This window comes from Burkholderia sp. M6-3, assembly GCF_050858985.1.
In the GTDB taxonomy this organism is placed as follows: domain Bacteria; phylum Pseudomonadota; class Gammaproteobacteria; order Burkholderiales; family Burkholderiaceae; genus Paraburkholderia; species Paraburkholderia caledonica.
Genome location: NZ_CP110091.1, coordinates 966,623 through 982,663, shown reverse-complemented (window position 1 = coordinate 982,663; position 16,041 = coordinate 966,623). Strand labels below are relative to the sequence as shown.

The following is a 16,041-nucleotide window of genomic DNA, read 5'->3' as shown; positions in this document are numbered from 1 at the left end:
GCAGGCGGCAGTAGGCCGAATGGCTAACGCGGCGGCGCGTCATGCGCGGTTCGCGTCGCTCCGCTATGATGCTGCAGCGGCTATCCCGCCGTTACATTGCCTTACGCGCCGTCCGCGCGGGCAATCGAAGAATCAGAGGAACCCCATGTCAATTTCGATGTATCAAGCATCACTGCCCGTGCTGATTCGCGGCCTCACCAATCTGCAGGCCATCCTCGGCAAGGCTCAGGCACACGCAGCCGAAAAGCAGATCGATCCGTCGGTGTTCACGAACGCCCGCCTCGCGCCGGACATGTTGCCGCTCGTGCGTCAGGTGTATATCGCAAGCGACACCGCAAAGGGCTGCGCCGCGCGCCTCGCCAATGTCGAAGCGCCCAAATACGACGACGTCGAACAGACCTTCGACGAACTGCATGCCCGCCTTCAGAAAACGATCGACTATCTGCAGGAATTCAGCCCGCAGCAGATCGACGGATCGGAGGAGCGCACAGTCACGCTGAAAATGCGCAGCGGCCCCGTCGAGTTCACGGGACAGTCGTATCTGCTGGGCTTCGTGCTGCCGAACTTCTTTTTCCACGTAACCACGGCGTACGACATCTTGCGCCACAACGGCGTGGAACTCGGCAAGCTCGACTATCTGGGCGGGTTGAAGTAAGCGATAGGAATAGGGATGCGCTGGGCCGCGCCGGCATTGCGCCGCGGTGCATCGGCAGCCGGGCGCGCTGGTTCACGCGCTCAGGCGCGCGGCTGAAATGCGATGATTGCCATGCCGGCAAGCGTCACCGCGACGCCGGCTGCGTCCCAGAACGTAGGCCGCACCTTGTCGACGCCCCATAGCCACAAGATCGCCACCGCCACATACACGCCGCCGTACGCCGCATACACGCGGCCCGCGGCGGTGCCGTGCAGGGTGAGCAGCCAGGCGAAGAGCGCGAGGCTGAGCGCGCCCGGCACGAGCAGCCAGACAGAGCCGCCCTCTTTCAGCCATCGCCACGGCAGATAGCAGCCGATAATCTCGGCGAGGGCGGTAATTGCATAAAGCAGAAAAGTTTTCATCGAAGGCGAAGCATGTCGGTGGTGTTCGTGTAATTGCGGGCCGGACATGGCCGCTGAATGGGCGCTCCATCGGCGCTCTATCAGCTTTATTAACACAATCACTTGGCGCACAGGCATGCGGCGTGCGAAAGTCGCCTCACCTCCACTGCCCTTCACAACCTGTCCACCGGCTATGAGCACAGCATCGCCCTGTATCGACATCTGCAAATTCGACAGTGAAACCGGCTTTTGCATTGGCTGCTTGCGCACCCGCGACGAATGCAAAACCTGGAAGAAGATGAAAGACAAGCACCGCAGAAAAATTATCGACGACCGTTCGCGCCGCGAACGCAAGCTGAACCGCTAGAGCCGGTTGAATCCGCGTCAATCCAGAGAAAGTCGCAGTGCGAATCCGATCAACGCCGCGGAGAAAGTCCAGCGCTGCAACGTTTGAGCAAGCGGGTGCGCGCGCATCCATCCCGCGATCCGCGCCGCGCCGATCGCATACGTGAGGTCGAAGCAAAAGCCTACCGCGAGCAGCACCGAACCCAACTCGATCATCTGCAACGCAACGGGCCCCGCCTCCGGACGCACGAATTGCGGCAACAAGACCGAACAGAACAGCAGCGCTTTCGGATTTAGCAGATTGGTCAGCAAACCTTTGACGAACGCCGCCCTCAACTGCCGCATGCCTGCTGTCGCCACTGCGTCCGTCGAGCGGTTAGCTTCGACGCCCGCCGCGCCGCCTTCTGGTAAGGCGAACATCGGCGAGCGGAAAATCTGGATGCCGATCCAGGCGAGATAAACCGCGCCGCCATAACGCACCACGTCGTACAGCCACGGCGCGTTGCGCAACAGCGCGGCGGCGCCGCAAGCCGAGAGCGTGACGTGAGTCGCACGCGCCAGACCAAGTCCGCAAGCCGCCGCAAAGCCGCTCCTCACACCGCGTCCAATACTGGTTTGGAGGATCAACGCCATGTCGGGACCGGGTACGGCATAGACGACCAGCAGCGCGGCAATATAGACAGCAAGAAGGTGTGCGGAAATCATGAGAGCCTCGTTGTTTCGAGGCTCTATCTTGCTATTGTCGACGGAGGTTTTGCTGGCGAATTTCCGGAGTTCAGACTGGAAATTTGGCGGAATGCGCTAACATCGCGCTGTTTCCGTCAGCTTCCCACTAAAACCCGAAAAGCGCCCGCCAACCCATGTCAACTGACCTCGATAAGACCGATCGCGCGATCCTCGCCGCGCTGCAGAAAGACGGCCGCATGTCGAACGCGAAGCTCGCCGAACTGGTCGGCCTGAGTGAAACACCGTGCGCGCGACGCCTCAAGCGTCTGGAGAACGACGGCTACATCGGCCAGTACCGCGCAGTGCTCGCACGTTCGGCGCTCGGCTTCGGCGTGGTCGCATTCATTCTCGTGCGCTTTGCCGTGCACGACAAAGATCTGGCCAACCGGTTCGAGCGCGAGGTGCAGGCCATACCGCGGGTGATCGCCTGTCACAACGTGTCGGGCAGCGCAGACTACATCTTGCAGGTGGTGGCGCGTGATCTGGACGACTACGGCAGCTTCATGCGCGACCAGATGCGCAGTCTGCCGGGCGTGACGTCGGTCGAATCGGCATTGTCGTTGCGCGAAGTAAAGGCCGACGGCGGCTTGCCGCTATCGTGAGCCCGAACGTGGCATAGTCACGCCATTTCACGCGGCGCGCGCCGCACCCACGAACACGGAGTACCGAATGGACAACACCGGCAACATCGATCACGACAAGGCCCGCGCCGAAGAGAGCGCTGCAATGGAGCGCGTATTGACCGCGACGCAACGCGTGAAGACAGCGTTTGCATCGTTGCAATCGCAATTTCCGCCGGCCGGCAGCGGCAATCCTTCGCAATTCGCGCTGCAGACTTTCGACGCCGCGCTGCAGGAACTGGAAGACGCGCAGGCCGCGTTCGACGAACTGCTGGGCGATCTGCTCGACGGCAATCGCTAAAGCGCTGGGGGTGTCCCGTGCGATAGCGGCTGAATAGCCGCCTGATAGGCGCTTGATAGGCGCTCAACAGGAAAGGCGCGCTAGCTTCCGGTTACTTGCAGCCAGCAGCGCCCGGCAATGGATCGCTCAGCCCGGGTTCGTCTCGATCACTGGCTCGCACCGAATCGGGAAGTTCACCGAATTCGCGATATAGCACTTCTCGTGCGCGACGTGATGCAGGTGCCGCGCGAGTTCGACGTCGCCGCCCGACTGAATCACGACGCGCGGGCGCAAAACGATCTGCGAGAAGCGCCCTTGCTGCGGACTGTCGAGCATGGTCCCTTCGGCGTGATCCTGGTACTGCACCACGGCAATTCCGGTGTCCGCGCAAAGATGCAGATACCACAGCTTGTGACAGGCCGAAGCCGATGCGACCAGCAAGTCTTCCGGGTTCCATCGCTTCGCGTCGCCGAGAAACGCGGCATCGGACGAGCCTGGAATGTCGGGCTTGCCTCCCGCGGCAATCACATGATCGCGGCTGTAGTCGCGATATCCTGAGGTGCCGCTGCCGAGGTTGCCTGTCCACTGCACGGACACTTCGTATTTGTGCTCACCGTATGCCATGGGCGCTTCCTGTAGTCGAATCAACCGGTTGGTGGAACGCCCATTTTAAGCCGGCCGCGCCAGTTGATTTAGCTCGCGCGGCTCGATCTATCGCGGCGCCGGAGGCCTTCCGCTCAGATTCGGTACGCGGGGATCGGGGTTCTGGTTCAGGCTCGTGCCGTTCGCACGCATGTTGTTGGGCACGCGGCCAGCGCCGGCACCCATCACGCCGGTCCCGGCAGTTCCCGCAGCGCCTCCCGGCGTTGCAAGGCCAGGCGTGGGGGCCAGAGTAGTGCCCACTGCTCCACCGTCATTGACGTTTCCGCCCGACGGCGTAGCGCTCAAGCCGCCAACGCCCGCGCTCGTGCTGCCCGACTGCGCGCAAGCCATTCCACTGAAGCCGGCGAAGCATGCCGCAATCACCACCGTCCGCCCCACACCGCCAGTTGCGATTTTCATTTGCTGCACTCCGTTAGGTAACGCGCCCCTCGACCAGTATGACGAACCGTTGCCCACTTCGTTCACGCCGTCACAGGTTCTACGGGACGGGTTACCGAGGTCCTCGTGCAACCCGACGCCCGCGAAAAGGACCGGTTGGGGAATAGAAACGCTCCATGCGCGTTATGATCGATCGTGACGCCATAACGGCCGATCGAGCACAATGGAGCAAGCCTACCTTCATCTCTTGCATCAGTTGGCCGGCCATCCGGAATGGATGCTCACGGTTGTATTTTTCGCGGCCTTTCTGGAGTCGGTCGCGGTCGTCGGTACCTTCGTTCCCGGCAGCACCGCAATGTTTCTCGCGGGCGCACTGACCGGCACCGGCTCGCTGAGCCTCGGCTGGGTCCTCGTATGGGCAATCGTCGGCGCGATTGCCGGCGACGGCCTCAGCTTCTGGCTCGGCAGCCGCTACAAGAAACGCATCGTCAAGCTCTGGCCCTTCTCCCGACATCCCGAAGTGCTCGAAGCGGGTTACCGCTTTTTCGACAAGCACGGCGCAAAGAGCGTAGTGCTCGCGCGCTTTGTCGGACCGTTGCGCGCGATCGTGCCGGTGGTCGCCGGGATGCTCGGCATGTCGCCCGTGCGCTTCTACGCGATGAACGTGCTCTCGGCGCTGCTATGGGCACCGGCGCATATCCTGCCGGGCGTCGTGTTCGGCGCTTCGGTGCTGCTCGCCGGGGCCGTCTCGTTCCGGCTCGTGGTGGTCCTCGCGCTGCTCGTCGGCAGCGTCTGGCTCAGCTATCGCGCCGCTGCATTCCTGCTGTCGCACGCCAGCGCGTGGTCGAACGCGGCCGGGCGGCATCTCGGCAGCTGGGCTTGCCGTCATCCCGGGCCGCTTGGCCGTGTTGCGCGAAGATTGCTGGACCCGCAAGCGCCGGATGCCACCAGCGTCCTGCTGGCGTCGCTGGTCGTGCTGGTGTGCGGCGCACTGTTCTTCGGCGTGCTTCATCAGGTGATCGCCGGAGATCCGCTCACCCATGTCGACGAGTCCGTGTACCGCTTCATGCAATCGGTGCGCACGCCGTGGGGCGACACGGTGCTCGCCGCTCTCGCGACGCTCGGCAGCAGCGCGACGCTCGCCGCGCTGATCATTACCGTTACGCTGTGGATGCTGTTGGAGCGGCGCTGGCTCACCGTGGGCTACTGGCTCGCGGCCGTCGTCTTTTCGCAGATGCTGATCTTCGCCTTGCAGTTCGCAATGCAACGCGCCGCGCCGAACGCGCTCATGACGAATACCTACGCGTTTCCGAGCAACCACGTGGCGGCCACGGTCATCGTCTATGGATTTCTTGCGTTCCTGCTCGCGCGGCGGGTCGGCATGCTCGAAGGATTGCTGGTGGTCACCGCGAGCACGCTTGTCGTATCCGTGGTCGCGCTTGCGGGCGTGTACTTCGGCCGCTACTGGGTATCGGACGCGATTGGCGGCGCCGCGCTCTCGTACGTGTGGGTGGCGATCGTCGCGCTTACTGCGATATTGCGACATCCGCAGCCGCCACCGACCCGCCGTTGGATGCCGGCAATCGTCCTCGTGGTGGTGCTCGCGAGCATGGGTCTGCAGTCGGGTCTCGGCATGATGACGCCGCCCGGCACGCCAGCGCCTCTGCCGCTCGCGCGCGTGACGCAGCAGCAATGGACGCATTCCGTGTGGAAGCATCTGCCGTGCTATCGCTCGGATATGGGCGGCGACCGCGAGGAGCCGCTCACGCTGCAATGGGTATCGGATGGCGACGCGATCCGCCGTCAATTGCGCAGTGAGGGATGGCTCGAAGGCACGGACGTGTCCGCCCATAGCCTGCTCTCGCTGGCCTCGCCCGACGTGCCCGCGATCGCTCTGCCCGTACTGCCGAGGCTGAACAACGGAGTGCCGTCGTCGCTCGTTTTCATGCGTCCCGGCGACACGCGCTCTGAGCGCGACGTGTTGCGCTTCTGGCCGAGCGGTTATGCGGTCGGCGACGGCGCGGCAGCCGTGCCGCTGTGGATCGGCGCCATTGCGCATGAACGGCTATCGCATTCAACGTGGCCGCTCAACATTCTGCGCGTCGATAAACAGGTGTCGCCGTTCGACACTCGCGTGAAGTTCGTCGAAGGCCTCGGCGTCGGGGTTGTCGCGACAGTGAGCTGTCATGGCGTGCCGGTATCGCTGCTTGCCTCCATTGCAGAGTGACCCACGTCATTCGAACGACGCGTTGAAGCGAGCGCTGTATTGCATCGCCTTATTCGCTAGTAAGCCGCGTTTGTACGCGCATTTGCAAGCCGCATTTTACGCCGCGGCGTATGCCGGAGGTGGCAGCTTCCTGCATCGAAGATAGAAAAACTCAGGACGAAACGCAAGGAAACAATTAGACGTGTCTGTATTTTCGCGACCGCCGGTTTTATGCCCTGAAGCAATAGATAAATCGTGCTCTTAGGTGATCGTTTCGCCAACTTCAACCTGAATATATTTTCCCGCGCATTGAAATTCCATATAAAAGCCGGTTAATAATCTCTCCATTGGCGCACTACCGGACCTCAAAACGCGTGCATGAAATACGGTACGTATGTCTCCTGCAGACGCCACGTCTTTCGAAGTCCGATATATGTTGTACGCCGTAATGAGTTGACGCAGCTTAGAAATAGGGAGAGTCCATCGTGAAACGCTCACGCGCAAACCAGAGAGCGACGCTGATCGCCCTCGCCATGCTGGCATGGTTTGCCGGTCATGCTTCAGGTCGCGGTTCCCGCGGCTCATGCGCAAACCGCAGCGAACGTGTCGAAGCAGCAACTCGATTCGCTCACCGCGCCGATCGCGCTCTACCCCGACGCACTGCTCGCCCAGGTGCTGATGGCATCCACCTTTCCACAGGACGTCGGGGCCGCCGCGACCTGGTCGAAAGCAAACCCCAACATCAAAGGCGATGCGGTCAAAGCGGTCGCAGCAGAGCCGTGGGACCCGAGCGTGCAATCACTGGTGGCCTTCCCCCAGGTGCTTGCCACGATGGCCTCGAAACCCGACTGGGTCGCGCAGCTCGGCAATGCGTTTCTAGCGCAGCCGAACGACGTGATGGACTCCGTGCAACGGCTGCGCAAGCAGGCGCAACAGGCGGGCAATCTGAAGACATCCGAACAACAGAAGGTTATCGTCGAGCAGAGCACGATCCAGATCGTGCCGGCCAATCCACAAGTCGTGTACGTGCCGACGTATAACCCGACTGTGGTCTACGGTGCGTGGCCCTATCCCGCGTATCCGCCTGTGTATGTACCACCGCCTCCGGGCTACGCGGTCGCGAGCGGACTCGCCGCGGGCCTTGCGTTCGGCGCGGGCATCGCGATCACGAGCGCGCTGTGGAGCGACGTTAACTGGAACAATCACAGCGTCAATATCAACGTCAACCGGTACAACAACGTGAACGTCAACCGGCGCCTCGATGTGAACAGCAACACGACCCGATGGAACCGCGAGACCACGTTCAACCGTAACGCGTCCACAAATATGGGTAACGCTCAGCGCGACGCTTACCGGGGGCGCGATATGTCGGCATCTCGCGCGCAGGCGCAACAGACCTTGCAGAACCGCACTGGCCAGAATCTGGGCGGCAGCGCGAGCGAGCGTTTGCAGGGCATCCAGCACGGCGGCGCCGACGCGAGCAATATCCGGTCGAGCGCACAGAATGTGAATCGCGACAATGCGCTGCGCGGTGCCGGCAACGGCGCGGCGGCGCAGCAGGACATGCACCGCGGGCAAGAGAGCCGGCAAGCGCAAGCCGGCGCACGCAACGGCTCCGGCGCGGGCGGCGGCGGACAAGCGCACGGCGGTAGCCTGGGTGCTGGCGGCGGTGGGCAATCTCGCGGCGGCGGACACCCGCCCACTGGCGGCTTCGGCGCGGGGGGAGGCGGACAGCCGCACGGCGGCTTTGGTGCGGGCGGCGGCGGACAGCGCCACCTTGGCCGGCAACGTTGAACGATACCCAGGAGCCGCTCATGAACCGCATTCACTCGACCCGCGTTTTCCTCGCGAACGTCGCCGCACGGCGCTCATCACCTCGTCTTGCCAGCGCTGCAATCGCACTGTCAACGCTATTGTTTTGCACCGCACCGGCGCAGGCCCAAGCCGTGTATCCGACACCGGAAGCCGCCGCCGACGCACTCGTCGACGCGATCGCCACCAACGATCACGCGGCCATGCAACACGTGCTTGGCACGAACTACAACCGCTTCATTCCGACGAAGGACGTCGGCGAAGAAGACATCTACGAATTCCTCGGCGCCTGGGCTGCGGGCCATCGGATCGTGGACGACGCAGCGCCGCTTCACGGCCGTCCGAGCAAGCACCTGTCGGTGGGCACGAGCGGCTGGACACTGCCGATTCCGCTCGTGCAGGCGGCCAACGGCTGGCGCTTCGATCCGCCGGCCGGCAGCGACGAAATTCTGACGCGCAGGATCGGCCGCAACGAACGCGCAGCGATCATGACCTCGCTTGCCTATCTCGACGCTCAGCGCGACTATCGTGCGTCGACCGGTCACTATGCGCAGCGGCTGCTCAGCACGCCAGGCAAGCATGACGGTCTCTACTGGCCCACCGCTGAGGGCGAAGCCGAGAGCCCGCTCGGCCCGCTCGCTGTCGCCATGCCGAAAACCGGCTCGCTCAGCAAGGACGGCTACCACGGTTATCACTTCCGTATCCTGACCGCACAAGGACCGCACGCGAAACGCGGCGCGCTCAACTACGTCGAAAACGGCGCGATGACAAACGGCTGCGGCCTTGTTGCGTGGCCGAGCGAGTATGGCAAGACCGGCGTGATGAGCTTTATGGTTAATCAGGACGGCCAGGTTTATCAGAAGAACCTCGGGCCGAATTCGGCGCGAGAAGCGGCAGCGCTGAAAGCATTCGATCCCGACCCGACATGGATACCGGTTCAGCCTTGAACGGGCCGCGAATCATGCGACGCCGATGACAGCAGTAACGCATCGGCGCAACACGTCCGGCAAATTTTGCTGGTCCCCATCTTGCCGCGATGTCCTTGCACCGGTCCGTCGCGGCGCGACATGACGCCGTCGATTACAAACCTTCAGTATTCCGTCAGGCAGACGTAAACCAGACATACGCCTTTTCTTAATGCGGACGGAAATGAACAACATCAAGGTATCGACACGATTGCAAGCCGGCTTCGGGCTGTTGACGGCATTCATGCTGGTGCTCGCCGCCATTGCCTTATATGGTCTCTCGGAACTGGACGCGAGTCTGGACGGCATCGCTCGCGTGAATAACGAGGAAACGCGTCTTGCGAACGAGTTGCGCTCGTCGATACAGGATCGCGCCATCGCGCTTCGCAACCTCGCGTTGATCAGCGATCCGCGCGACGTTGCGCAAGAGGCGGAACGCATGAAAAAGCAGGACCAGCTTTATGCGGACGCATTCCAGCAACTCGCACGTATGTTCGCTGAAGAGCCCGACACGGCGCCAAAGGAGCGTTCGCTGCTCGATCAGATCAAGCAGGATGAAGCTGCAGCGATCGCGCCGCAGCGCAAGGCGATGGACCTCGCACTGGCGCACGACACCGCCGGCGCGATGCAGGAGCTGTTGCAGAACGCACGTCCGCCGCAGCGAGTGTGGCTCGCACGCGCAGTCGAGCTGGCGGCTTTAGAGGACCAGCAGAATAAGGAAGCTCGAGAGAGCGCTGTCGCCACTTACGCGAAGGTCCGCACGATGGTCGCGGTCATTGCGGGTATCGCCGTGCTGCTGGGAATCGTCACCGCCGCGCTGATCTCGCGCAGCATTCTGCGCCAGTTGGGTGGCGAGCCGAGCGCCGCGCAAGAAATGGCGGCACAGATCGCCGAAGGCAACCTCACCGTCAGCGTGCGAGTGGCCCCAGGCGATCGGACGAGTTTGATGGCTTCTCTGGAGGCAATGCGCGAGAAGCTCACGTCGATTGTGTCAGGCATCAAAACATCGGCGGAGTCGATTTCCGTGGCTGCCGGCGAGATCGCACAAGGCAATCAGGATCTCTCGCAACGCACCGAGGAACAGGCCGCATCGCTGCAGGAAACCGCGGCTAGCATGGAAGAACTGACCTCGACCGTGCGCAACAACACCGATAACGCGCGCCAGGGCAGCACGCTCGCGTCGGCGGCGTCGGCGACGGCGGCCTCGGGTGGCGAAGTGGTTCAGCAGGTCGTGGCCACCATGCAAGACATTTCTTCGAGTTCGGCGAAGGTGACCGAAATCATTTCGGTCATCGAAGGAATTGCGTTCCAGACGAATATTCTCGCCCTCAACGCGGCGGTCGAGGCCGCTCGCGCAGGCGAAGACGGCCGGGGCTTCGCGGTGGTTGCCGGCGAAGTCCGCACGCTCGCGCAGCGCAGCGCGACAGCGGCAAAGGAAATCAAGGACCTGATAGAAGCGTCGGCGTCTCATGTGACAAACGGCTCGCTGCTCGTTGAAAATGCGGGTCAAACGATGGGTGAAGTGGTGCACTCGGTCAGACAGGTGACCGACATCATGGGCGAGATAGCGTCGGCATCGTCCGAGCAGACGAAGGGTATCGAGCAGGTCAACGTGGCCGTCACACAAATGGACGAGGTGACGCAGCAAAACGCGGCGCTCGTCGAGCAAGCCACCGCCGCTGCACAGGCCATGTCGGACCAGGCGGAAAGCCTCCGTGCGGCGGTATCTATCTTCCGTGTCGACGCGGCACAGCAGGCGGTGCAAAACACGGCGCACAGCGTTCGAATGAAGCCGGCGCGCGCCATTGCGACGTCGAGGAAACCCGCGACGTCGCAGTCAAAACCAGTCACGACTTTCGCAAAAGCCGCTGTATCGTCGCTCACGGCGCCAACGCAGCCCAAAGAACGTGAATTACAGAGCGCAGGCGCGGACACCTGGCAAACATTCTGAGTTTTACACCTGATAAAAAACCGGCCTGCGGGCCGGTTTTTTATTGCTCCCGGCAAGCGTGCACACCGCGTTCGCGCGCGTTTGCACGCTGAGAAAAAAATCTCACCGGCGACGATGGTGCACTGCAATGTGCTCTGCCGATTCGCGCATGCTACAAACGTACCGTACGTTTCAGGCTTCGGAGACACGCGCCGGGTAGAGGCGCAGAATGTCTCCAGCACCCAGTTCGCGCTGAGTTCGCCCGGAGACTCGTCATGCCCTACGTTCCGTCAACGAGACATATCGACCGCATATGCAACGTCATAGAAGGACGGACGACGCGTGCGGGGGCCGACGGGAAGCGGCTTGCGTCGTCGTATAAACGTTCGCTCGAACAATATCACCTCGATCCGGGCGCGACCGCCGGTCCGCGCATTCTGACCGTGCCGGAATTACGCGACGTGCAGCATCGCGAGGAATCGTTTCTGCGCGCGTCGGGCCAGTGCCTGTCGCGGCTGCACGAGATGGTGCGGGAAGCCGACTACTGCGTGATGCTGACCGACGCACAGGGCGTGACGATCGACTACCGCGTCGATAAAGACCGCCGGCACGATTTCAAACGCGCGGGGCTCTATCTCGGCTCATGCTGGTCCGAAAGCGAGGAAGGAACCTGCGGTGTCGCGACGGTGCTGCTCGACGCCGAACCCATTACCGTGCATAGAACTGATCACTTCCGTGCGGCCTTCACCACCCTCACATGCAGCGCATCGCCGATTTTCGGTTTGCATGGCGAATTGCTTGGCGTACTCGATGCGTCGGCCGTGCGCTCCCCCGACGATCGCGAAAGCCAGCGGCTCGTCAATCACATCGTGCGGCAAAGCGCGCTGCTGATCGAAGACGCCTGCTTTCTCAACGCGGCCGCGGATTGCTGGGTGCTGCTTGCGCATCGCAACCGCCATTACGTCGAAGCGCAGCCCGAGATCCTGATTGCGATCGACGCCCGCGGCCACGTCGTCGCCGCAAACCGCCGCGCACGCGAATGTGTGCCGGCGCTCAACCAGTTGCCGCGCCAGGTGTCGGAGATTTTCGACGTTCCCGCCGAGCGTCTCTTCAACGCGAAAGCGGGCCGCGGCCTCGTCTCGCTGAGACTGGGCGACACCGGCTCGCCGCTCTATGCACGCGTGCGTCAGCCCTCCGCCGCGCGGCTTGCGCGAAGCAGGACGGCCGCGCCGCGAGAGAACAGCAGTAGCGATAACGCTGAGAGTGCCGCGCCACACGCTGCACCGGTTCTGTCCGAAAGCGACGCGCTCGAACGCCGCCGCATCGTCGATGCAATGAACGACGCGAAGTGGCGCACTGAACTGGCCGCGCAAGCGCTCGGCATGTCCCGCGCAACCTTGTACCGGCGGATTGCGAAGCTGCGCATCCTGCCGCCGCACAAGTGCTAGCGGCGCTGCCCCGATTCCCCTAGCGGGCGTAGAACCCGCGCTACCAATGAAGTCCGACTATCCGTTTCAAATGGAGGAGCAACCATGTCTGAAAACACTGCAAATCAAGCCATATCCCAGGTGCTCGAAAGCCTCGAAGCCGCGCTGAAACGCGGCGACACCCAGGCCGCCGTCGACCTGTTTCAGCCGGATTGTTACTGGCGCGATCTGGTCGCGTTCACATGGAACATCAAGACACTCGAAGGCCGCGAGCAAATCGCCGCGATGCTCGATGCGCAGCTGGACGCGATCAAGCCGTCGAGACTCCGGCTTGCAGAGAACGAAACGGCGACGCAAGCCGACGGCATTGCGCAAGGCTGGATCACTTTCGAAACCGGAGTCGCGCGAGGCAGCGGTTTCATTCGCCTGAAGGACGGCCTTATCTGGACCCTGCTCACGACCATGGCGGAACTGAAAGGCCATGAGGAGCCGAAAGGCCCGAGGCGGCCTATGGGCGCCGAGCACGGTGCACGCCGCGACCGCACCAGCTGGAAAGAACGGCGCGAGGCGGAACTGGACGCACTCGGCACCTCGGAAGAGCCGTACTGCCTGATCGTCGGCGGCGGACAAGGCGGTATCGGACTGGGTGCGCGGCTGCGGCAGCTTGGCGTGCCGACCATCATCATCGACAAAAACGAGAGGCCGGGCGACGCATGGCGCAAGCGCTACAAGACGCTCTGCCTGCACGATCCGGTCTGGTACGACCACATGCCCTATCTGCCCTTTCCGGACAACTGGCCGGTTTTCACACCGAAGGACAAAATCGGCGACTGGCTCGAGATGTACACGAAGGTCATGGAGTTGAACTACTGGGGTTCGACTGTGTGTCAATCCGCGCGCTACGACGAAGCCAAGGGCGAATGGATCGTCGAAGTCGAACGGGAAGGCCGCAATCTCACACTTCGGCCGAAGCAACTCGTGCTCGCCACCGGTATGTCCGGCAAGCCGAATATCCCGAGCTTCAAGGGCATGGACGTGTTCAAGGGCGAGCAGCATCATTCGTCGCGGCATCCCGGTCCGGACGCGTATCACGGTAAGAAAGTCGTCGTGATCGGCGCGAACAATTCGGCTCACGACATCTGCGCGGCCCTGTGGGAAGCCGGCGTCGACGTGACCATGGTGCAGCGCTCGTCCACGCACATCGTTAAATCGGATTCGCTGATGGAGTTCGCGCTCGGCGATCTTTATTCGGAGCGCGCAGTGGCGGCGGGAATGACGACCGCGAAGGCTGACCTGACCTTTGCTTCCATACCATATGCGATTCTTCACGAGTTCCAGATCCCGGTCTTCAACGCAATTCGCGAACGCGATGCTGCGTTCTACGCGCGGCTCGGAGAGAGCGGCTTCATGCTAGATTTCGGCGACGACGATTCGGGTCTGTTCATGAAGTACCTGCGTCGCGGCTCGGGATATTACATCGACGTCGGTGCGTCCGAACTCGTCGCCGACGGCAAGATCAAGCTGAAAAGCGGCGTGGACGTGGTGGAACTAAAAGAGCATTCGGTGCTGCTCAGCGACGGCAGCGAACTCGAAGCGGACCTCATCGTGTATGCCACAGGCTACGGTTCGATGAACGGCTGGGCCGCCGATCTCATCTCACGCGAAGTGGCCGACAAGGTCGGCAAGGTGTGGGGACTCGGCTCGAATACGACGAAAGATCCAGGTCCGTGGGAAGGTGAACAGCGCAACATGTGGAAGCCCACACAGCAGCAGGCGCTGTGGTTTCATGGTGGAAACCTGCATCAGTCGCGGCATTACTCGCAGTATCTCTCTCTGCAACTGAAGGCTCGCATGGAAGGCATTCCAACGCCAGTGTTCGGGTTGCAGGAAGTGCATCACCTGTCGTAGGCGTCGAGCAGTCGGGCCGGTTTTTCAATTCTTGTTTGTCATTCCACCGGCCCTTCTACGCCTCCATCTCCGCCAGCAGGAAGTCGACCAGCGCGCGCTGATGCACGTTGAGCACGCCGCCGGAGCTGACAAGTGCGAGCTCTGTCGGCGGCAAAGGCGGAAAGCCGTTGCATACGCGGTGCTCCGGGAGGACCGCGGTGGTCGGCAGAACGGAGATGCCGAGCCCTGAAGAAACCGCCGCCTGGATACCCGTGAGGCTATGGCTTCCGAATGCGATTCGCCAGCGGCGATGCGCCTTGTCGAGACCCCGGATCGCGCGCTGCCGGTAGACACAGCCTTGCGGAAATAGCGCGAGAGGGACGGGTTCGTCTGACGACTCCTCCGGCGCTGGAGCATGCGCGCCTCGCACCCAGACGAGCGACTCCGGCCATGATGCCAGGCACTCCCCGCTCGCCGGCTCGCGTTTGACCAGTGCGATCTCGATCTCACCACCCGAGAGCCTGCGTTGCAGTTCGGCGCTCATGCCGGCCACCGTTTCGAGCCGCACGCCTGGTTTCGTCTTGACGAAGCCGGACAACATCGCCGACATGCGGCGCGCGTCGAAATCTTCCGGTACGCCGATTCGAAGCGGCGTGACCGCGACGTCGCTCGTCAACGCATCTTGTGCTTCCTGCGCCAGCGCGAGCAGCCGCCGCGCGTATTGCGCGAGCAGTTCGCCGTGCTCGGTTGCCGTCACCTGATTGCCGGTGCGGTCCCGCATCAGCAACGTGCGCCCGACGAGTTCTTCGAGCCGCCGAACCTGCTGGCTCACCGTGGACTGCGTGCGATGCACGCGCTCGCCCGCGCGCGTGAAACTGCCTTCGTCGACGACGCAAATAAGCGTGTTCAGCAGGTCGAGATCAAGCATGACGGACTCGCCTCCTTATTTAAGATGCAACTGACGTCGAGAGGTTAATTTAATTTTCAAATATCTGTCAATCCGCTTAATCTGACGTCATTCACAGATCTACTTACGTCGGAGTCCATTTATGTCACTGCACAACACCGCCCGCCCCCGCTGGCTTACGTTCGACTGCTACGGCACGCTGATCCAGTGGGACGAAGGGTTGCAGGCGGCCGTCCGCGAAATTCTCGAAACCAAGCGCGGGCACGACGTCGATCCGGCACGGCTCATCGCAGTGTACGACCGGCACGAGCATGCGCTCGAACAGACTGCGCCGCATCGCTCGTTTCGCGAGGTGGCAGGCGCTGGGCTTCATCTCGCACTCACGGAACTCGGGCTGCCCACTGACGAACGCGATGTCCGCACATTGACCGACCGCATCTCCGCCATGCCGCCGTTTCCGGAAGTGGTCGATACATTGCAGAGACTGAAGCAGGATGGCTACCGTCTGTGCATCGTGTCGAATACCGACGACGACGTCATAGCCGGCAACGTCGCCCAACTCGGCGGCCATATCGACCGCGTCATCACCGCTCAACAGGCGGGTGCCTACAAACCCGCGCGACGGCTGTTCGATTACGCGCATGAGCAACTCGGCGTGACGCGCGACGAAGTCGTACATATCTGCGCGAGTCCGCATCTCGATCACGCGGCCGCTCGCGACGTCGGCTTTCGCTGCGTGTGGATAGATCGTGCAACAGGCCGCACGCTGCTGCCCGACTACACACCCGATGCAACGCTCTCCACACTCGATCAGGTACCGGCACTTTTCGCTTCGCTCGGCTGGTGACTTTCAGGAACTA

Annotated in this window: 15 protein-coding genes and 1 pseudogene; 11 read left to right on the top strand and 5 right to left on the bottom strand. The window is 62.4% G+C overall.

Translation table 11 applies throughout. From position 1 onward, the window contains the following. Positions 1–145 precede the first annotated feature (145 nt). Positions 146–655 carry a DUF1993 domain-containing protein gene (locus tag OH764_RS21700; RefSeq protein WP_498850747.1) on the top strand — a complete coding sequence of 170 codons (510 nt, stop codon included), beginning with the start codon at positions 146–148 and terminating at the stop codon, positions 653–655. Between the two features lie 80 nt (positions 656–735). Here the strand turns inward: OH764_RS21700 and OH764_RS21695 are convergent, their stop codons facing one another. Continuing rightward, the gene (locus OH764_RS21695) at positions 736–1,056 is read right to left on the bottom strand and encodes a YnfA family protein (RefSeq protein ID WP_498850746.1); all 321 of its coding nucleotides are present in this window, start codon (positions 1,054–1,056) and stop codon (positions 736–738) included. 172 nt (positions 1,057–1,228) lie between these two features. Between OH764_RS21695 and OH764_RS21690 the strand changes: the two genes are divergently transcribed. Continuing rightward, positions 1,229–1,402, top strand: coding sequence for a DUF1289 domain-containing protein (locus OH764_RS21690; protein ID WP_020068518.1), 174 nt, complete (start codon positions 1,229–1,231; stop codon positions 1,400–1,402). Between the two features lie 17 nt (positions 1,403–1,419). Here the strand turns inward: OH764_RS21690 and OH764_RS21685 are convergent, their stop codons facing one another. Further along, positions 1,420–2,085 carry a LysE family translocator gene (locus OH764_RS21685; RefSeq protein ID WP_498850745.1) on the bottom strand — a complete coding sequence of 222 codons (666 nt, stop codon included), beginning with the start codon at positions 2,083–2,085 and terminating at the stop codon, positions 1,420–1,422. 155 nt (positions 2,086–2,240) lie between these two features. Between OH764_RS21685 and OH764_RS21680 the strand changes: the two genes are divergently transcribed. Beyond that, complete coding sequence (locus OH764_RS21680; RefSeq protein ID WP_020068516.1) at positions 2,241–2,708, top strand: Lrp/AsnC family transcriptional regulator; 468 nt, start codon at positions 2,241–2,243, stop codon at positions 2,706–2,708. Between the two features lie 67 nt (positions 2,709–2,775). Further along, positions 2,776–3,027: a hypothetical protein gene (locus OH764_RS21675; protein ID WP_020068515.1), complete on the top strand. Its 252-nt coding sequence runs from the start codon at positions 2,776–2,778 to the stop codon at positions 3,025–3,027. Between the two features lie 126 nt (positions 3,028–3,153). Here OH764_RS21675 and OH764_RS21670 read toward each other — a convergent pair whose 3' ends face one another. Both OH764_RS21670 and OH764_RS21665 read right to left on the bottom strand, forming a co-directional pair. Further along, positions 3,154–3,630 (bottom strand): OsmC family protein, encoded by a 477-nt coding sequence (locus OH764_RS21670; protein WP_498850744.1) that lies wholly within the window; start codon positions 3,628–3,630, stop codon positions 3,154–3,156. Positions 3,631–3,717: 87 nt separating this feature from the next. Beyond that, positions 3,718–4,068 carry a hypothetical protein gene (locus OH764_RS21665; RefSeq protein WP_498850743.1) on the bottom strand — a complete coding sequence of 117 codons (351 nt, stop codon included), beginning with the start codon at positions 4,066–4,068 and terminating at the stop codon, positions 3,718–3,720. 202 nt (positions 4,069–4,270) lie between these two features. On the opposite strand from OH764_RS21665, the gene OH764_RS21660 reads away from it, so the two are divergent. The 6 genes and pseudogenes from OH764_RS21660 (at position 4,271) to OH764_RS21635 (ending at position 14,295) form a co-directional block, all read left to right on the top strand. Then, complete coding sequence (locus OH764_RS21660) at positions 4,271–6,274, top strand: bifunctional DedA family/phosphatase PAP2 family protein (protein WP_498850742.1); 2,004 nt, start codon at positions 4,271–4,273, stop codon at positions 6,272–6,274. Positions 6,275–6,738: 464 nt separating this feature from the next. Beyond that, positions 6,739–8,047 (top strand): annotated as a pseudogene (locus tag OH764_RS21655) (DUF3300 domain-containing protein). Positions 8,048–8,067: 20 nt separating this feature from the next. Beyond that, a complete protein-coding gene (locus tag OH764_RS21650) occupies positions 8,068–9,012 on the top strand; it encodes a DUF2950 domain-containing protein (RefSeq protein WP_498850741.1) in 945 nt (314 codons plus the stop codon). A 202-nt stretch (positions 9,013–9,214) separates the two neighbouring features. Beyond that, a complete protein-coding gene (locus OH764_RS21645) occupies positions 9,215–10,981 on the top strand; it encodes a methyl-accepting chemotaxis protein (RefSeq protein ID WP_498850740.1) in 1,767 nt (588 codons plus the stop codon). 254 nt (positions 10,982–11,235) lie between these two features. Beyond that, on the top strand, positions 11,236–12,408 hold the full coding sequence (locus tag OH764_RS21640; RefSeq protein WP_498850739.1) for a sigma-54-dependent Fis family transcriptional regulator: 1,173 nt from the start codon (positions 11,236–11,238) through the stop codon (positions 12,406–12,408). An 84-nt stretch (positions 12,409–12,492) separates the two neighbouring features. Next, positions 12,493–14,295, top strand: coding sequence for an NAD(P)-binding domain-containing protein (locus OH764_RS21635; protein ID WP_498850738.1), 1,803 nt, complete (start codon positions 12,493–12,495; stop codon positions 14,293–14,295). Positions 14,296–14,350: 55 nt separating this feature from the next. Here OH764_RS21635 and OH764_RS21630 read toward each other — a convergent pair whose 3' ends face one another. Beyond that, the gene (locus tag OH764_RS21630) at positions 14,351–15,202 is read right to left on the bottom strand and encodes a LysR family transcription regulator (protein ID WP_498850737.1); all 852 of its coding nucleotides are present in this window, start codon (positions 15,200–15,202) and stop codon (positions 14,351–14,353) included. A 121-nt stretch (positions 15,203–15,323) separates the two neighbouring features. Here OH764_RS21630 and OH764_RS21625 point away from each other — a divergent pair, with 121 nt between their 5' ends. Continuing rightward, a complete protein-coding gene (locus OH764_RS21625; RefSeq protein ID WP_498850736.1) occupies positions 15,324–16,028 on the top strand; it encodes an HAD family hydrolase in 705 nt (234 codons plus the stop codon). Positions 16,029–16,041: the final 13 nt, after the last annotated feature.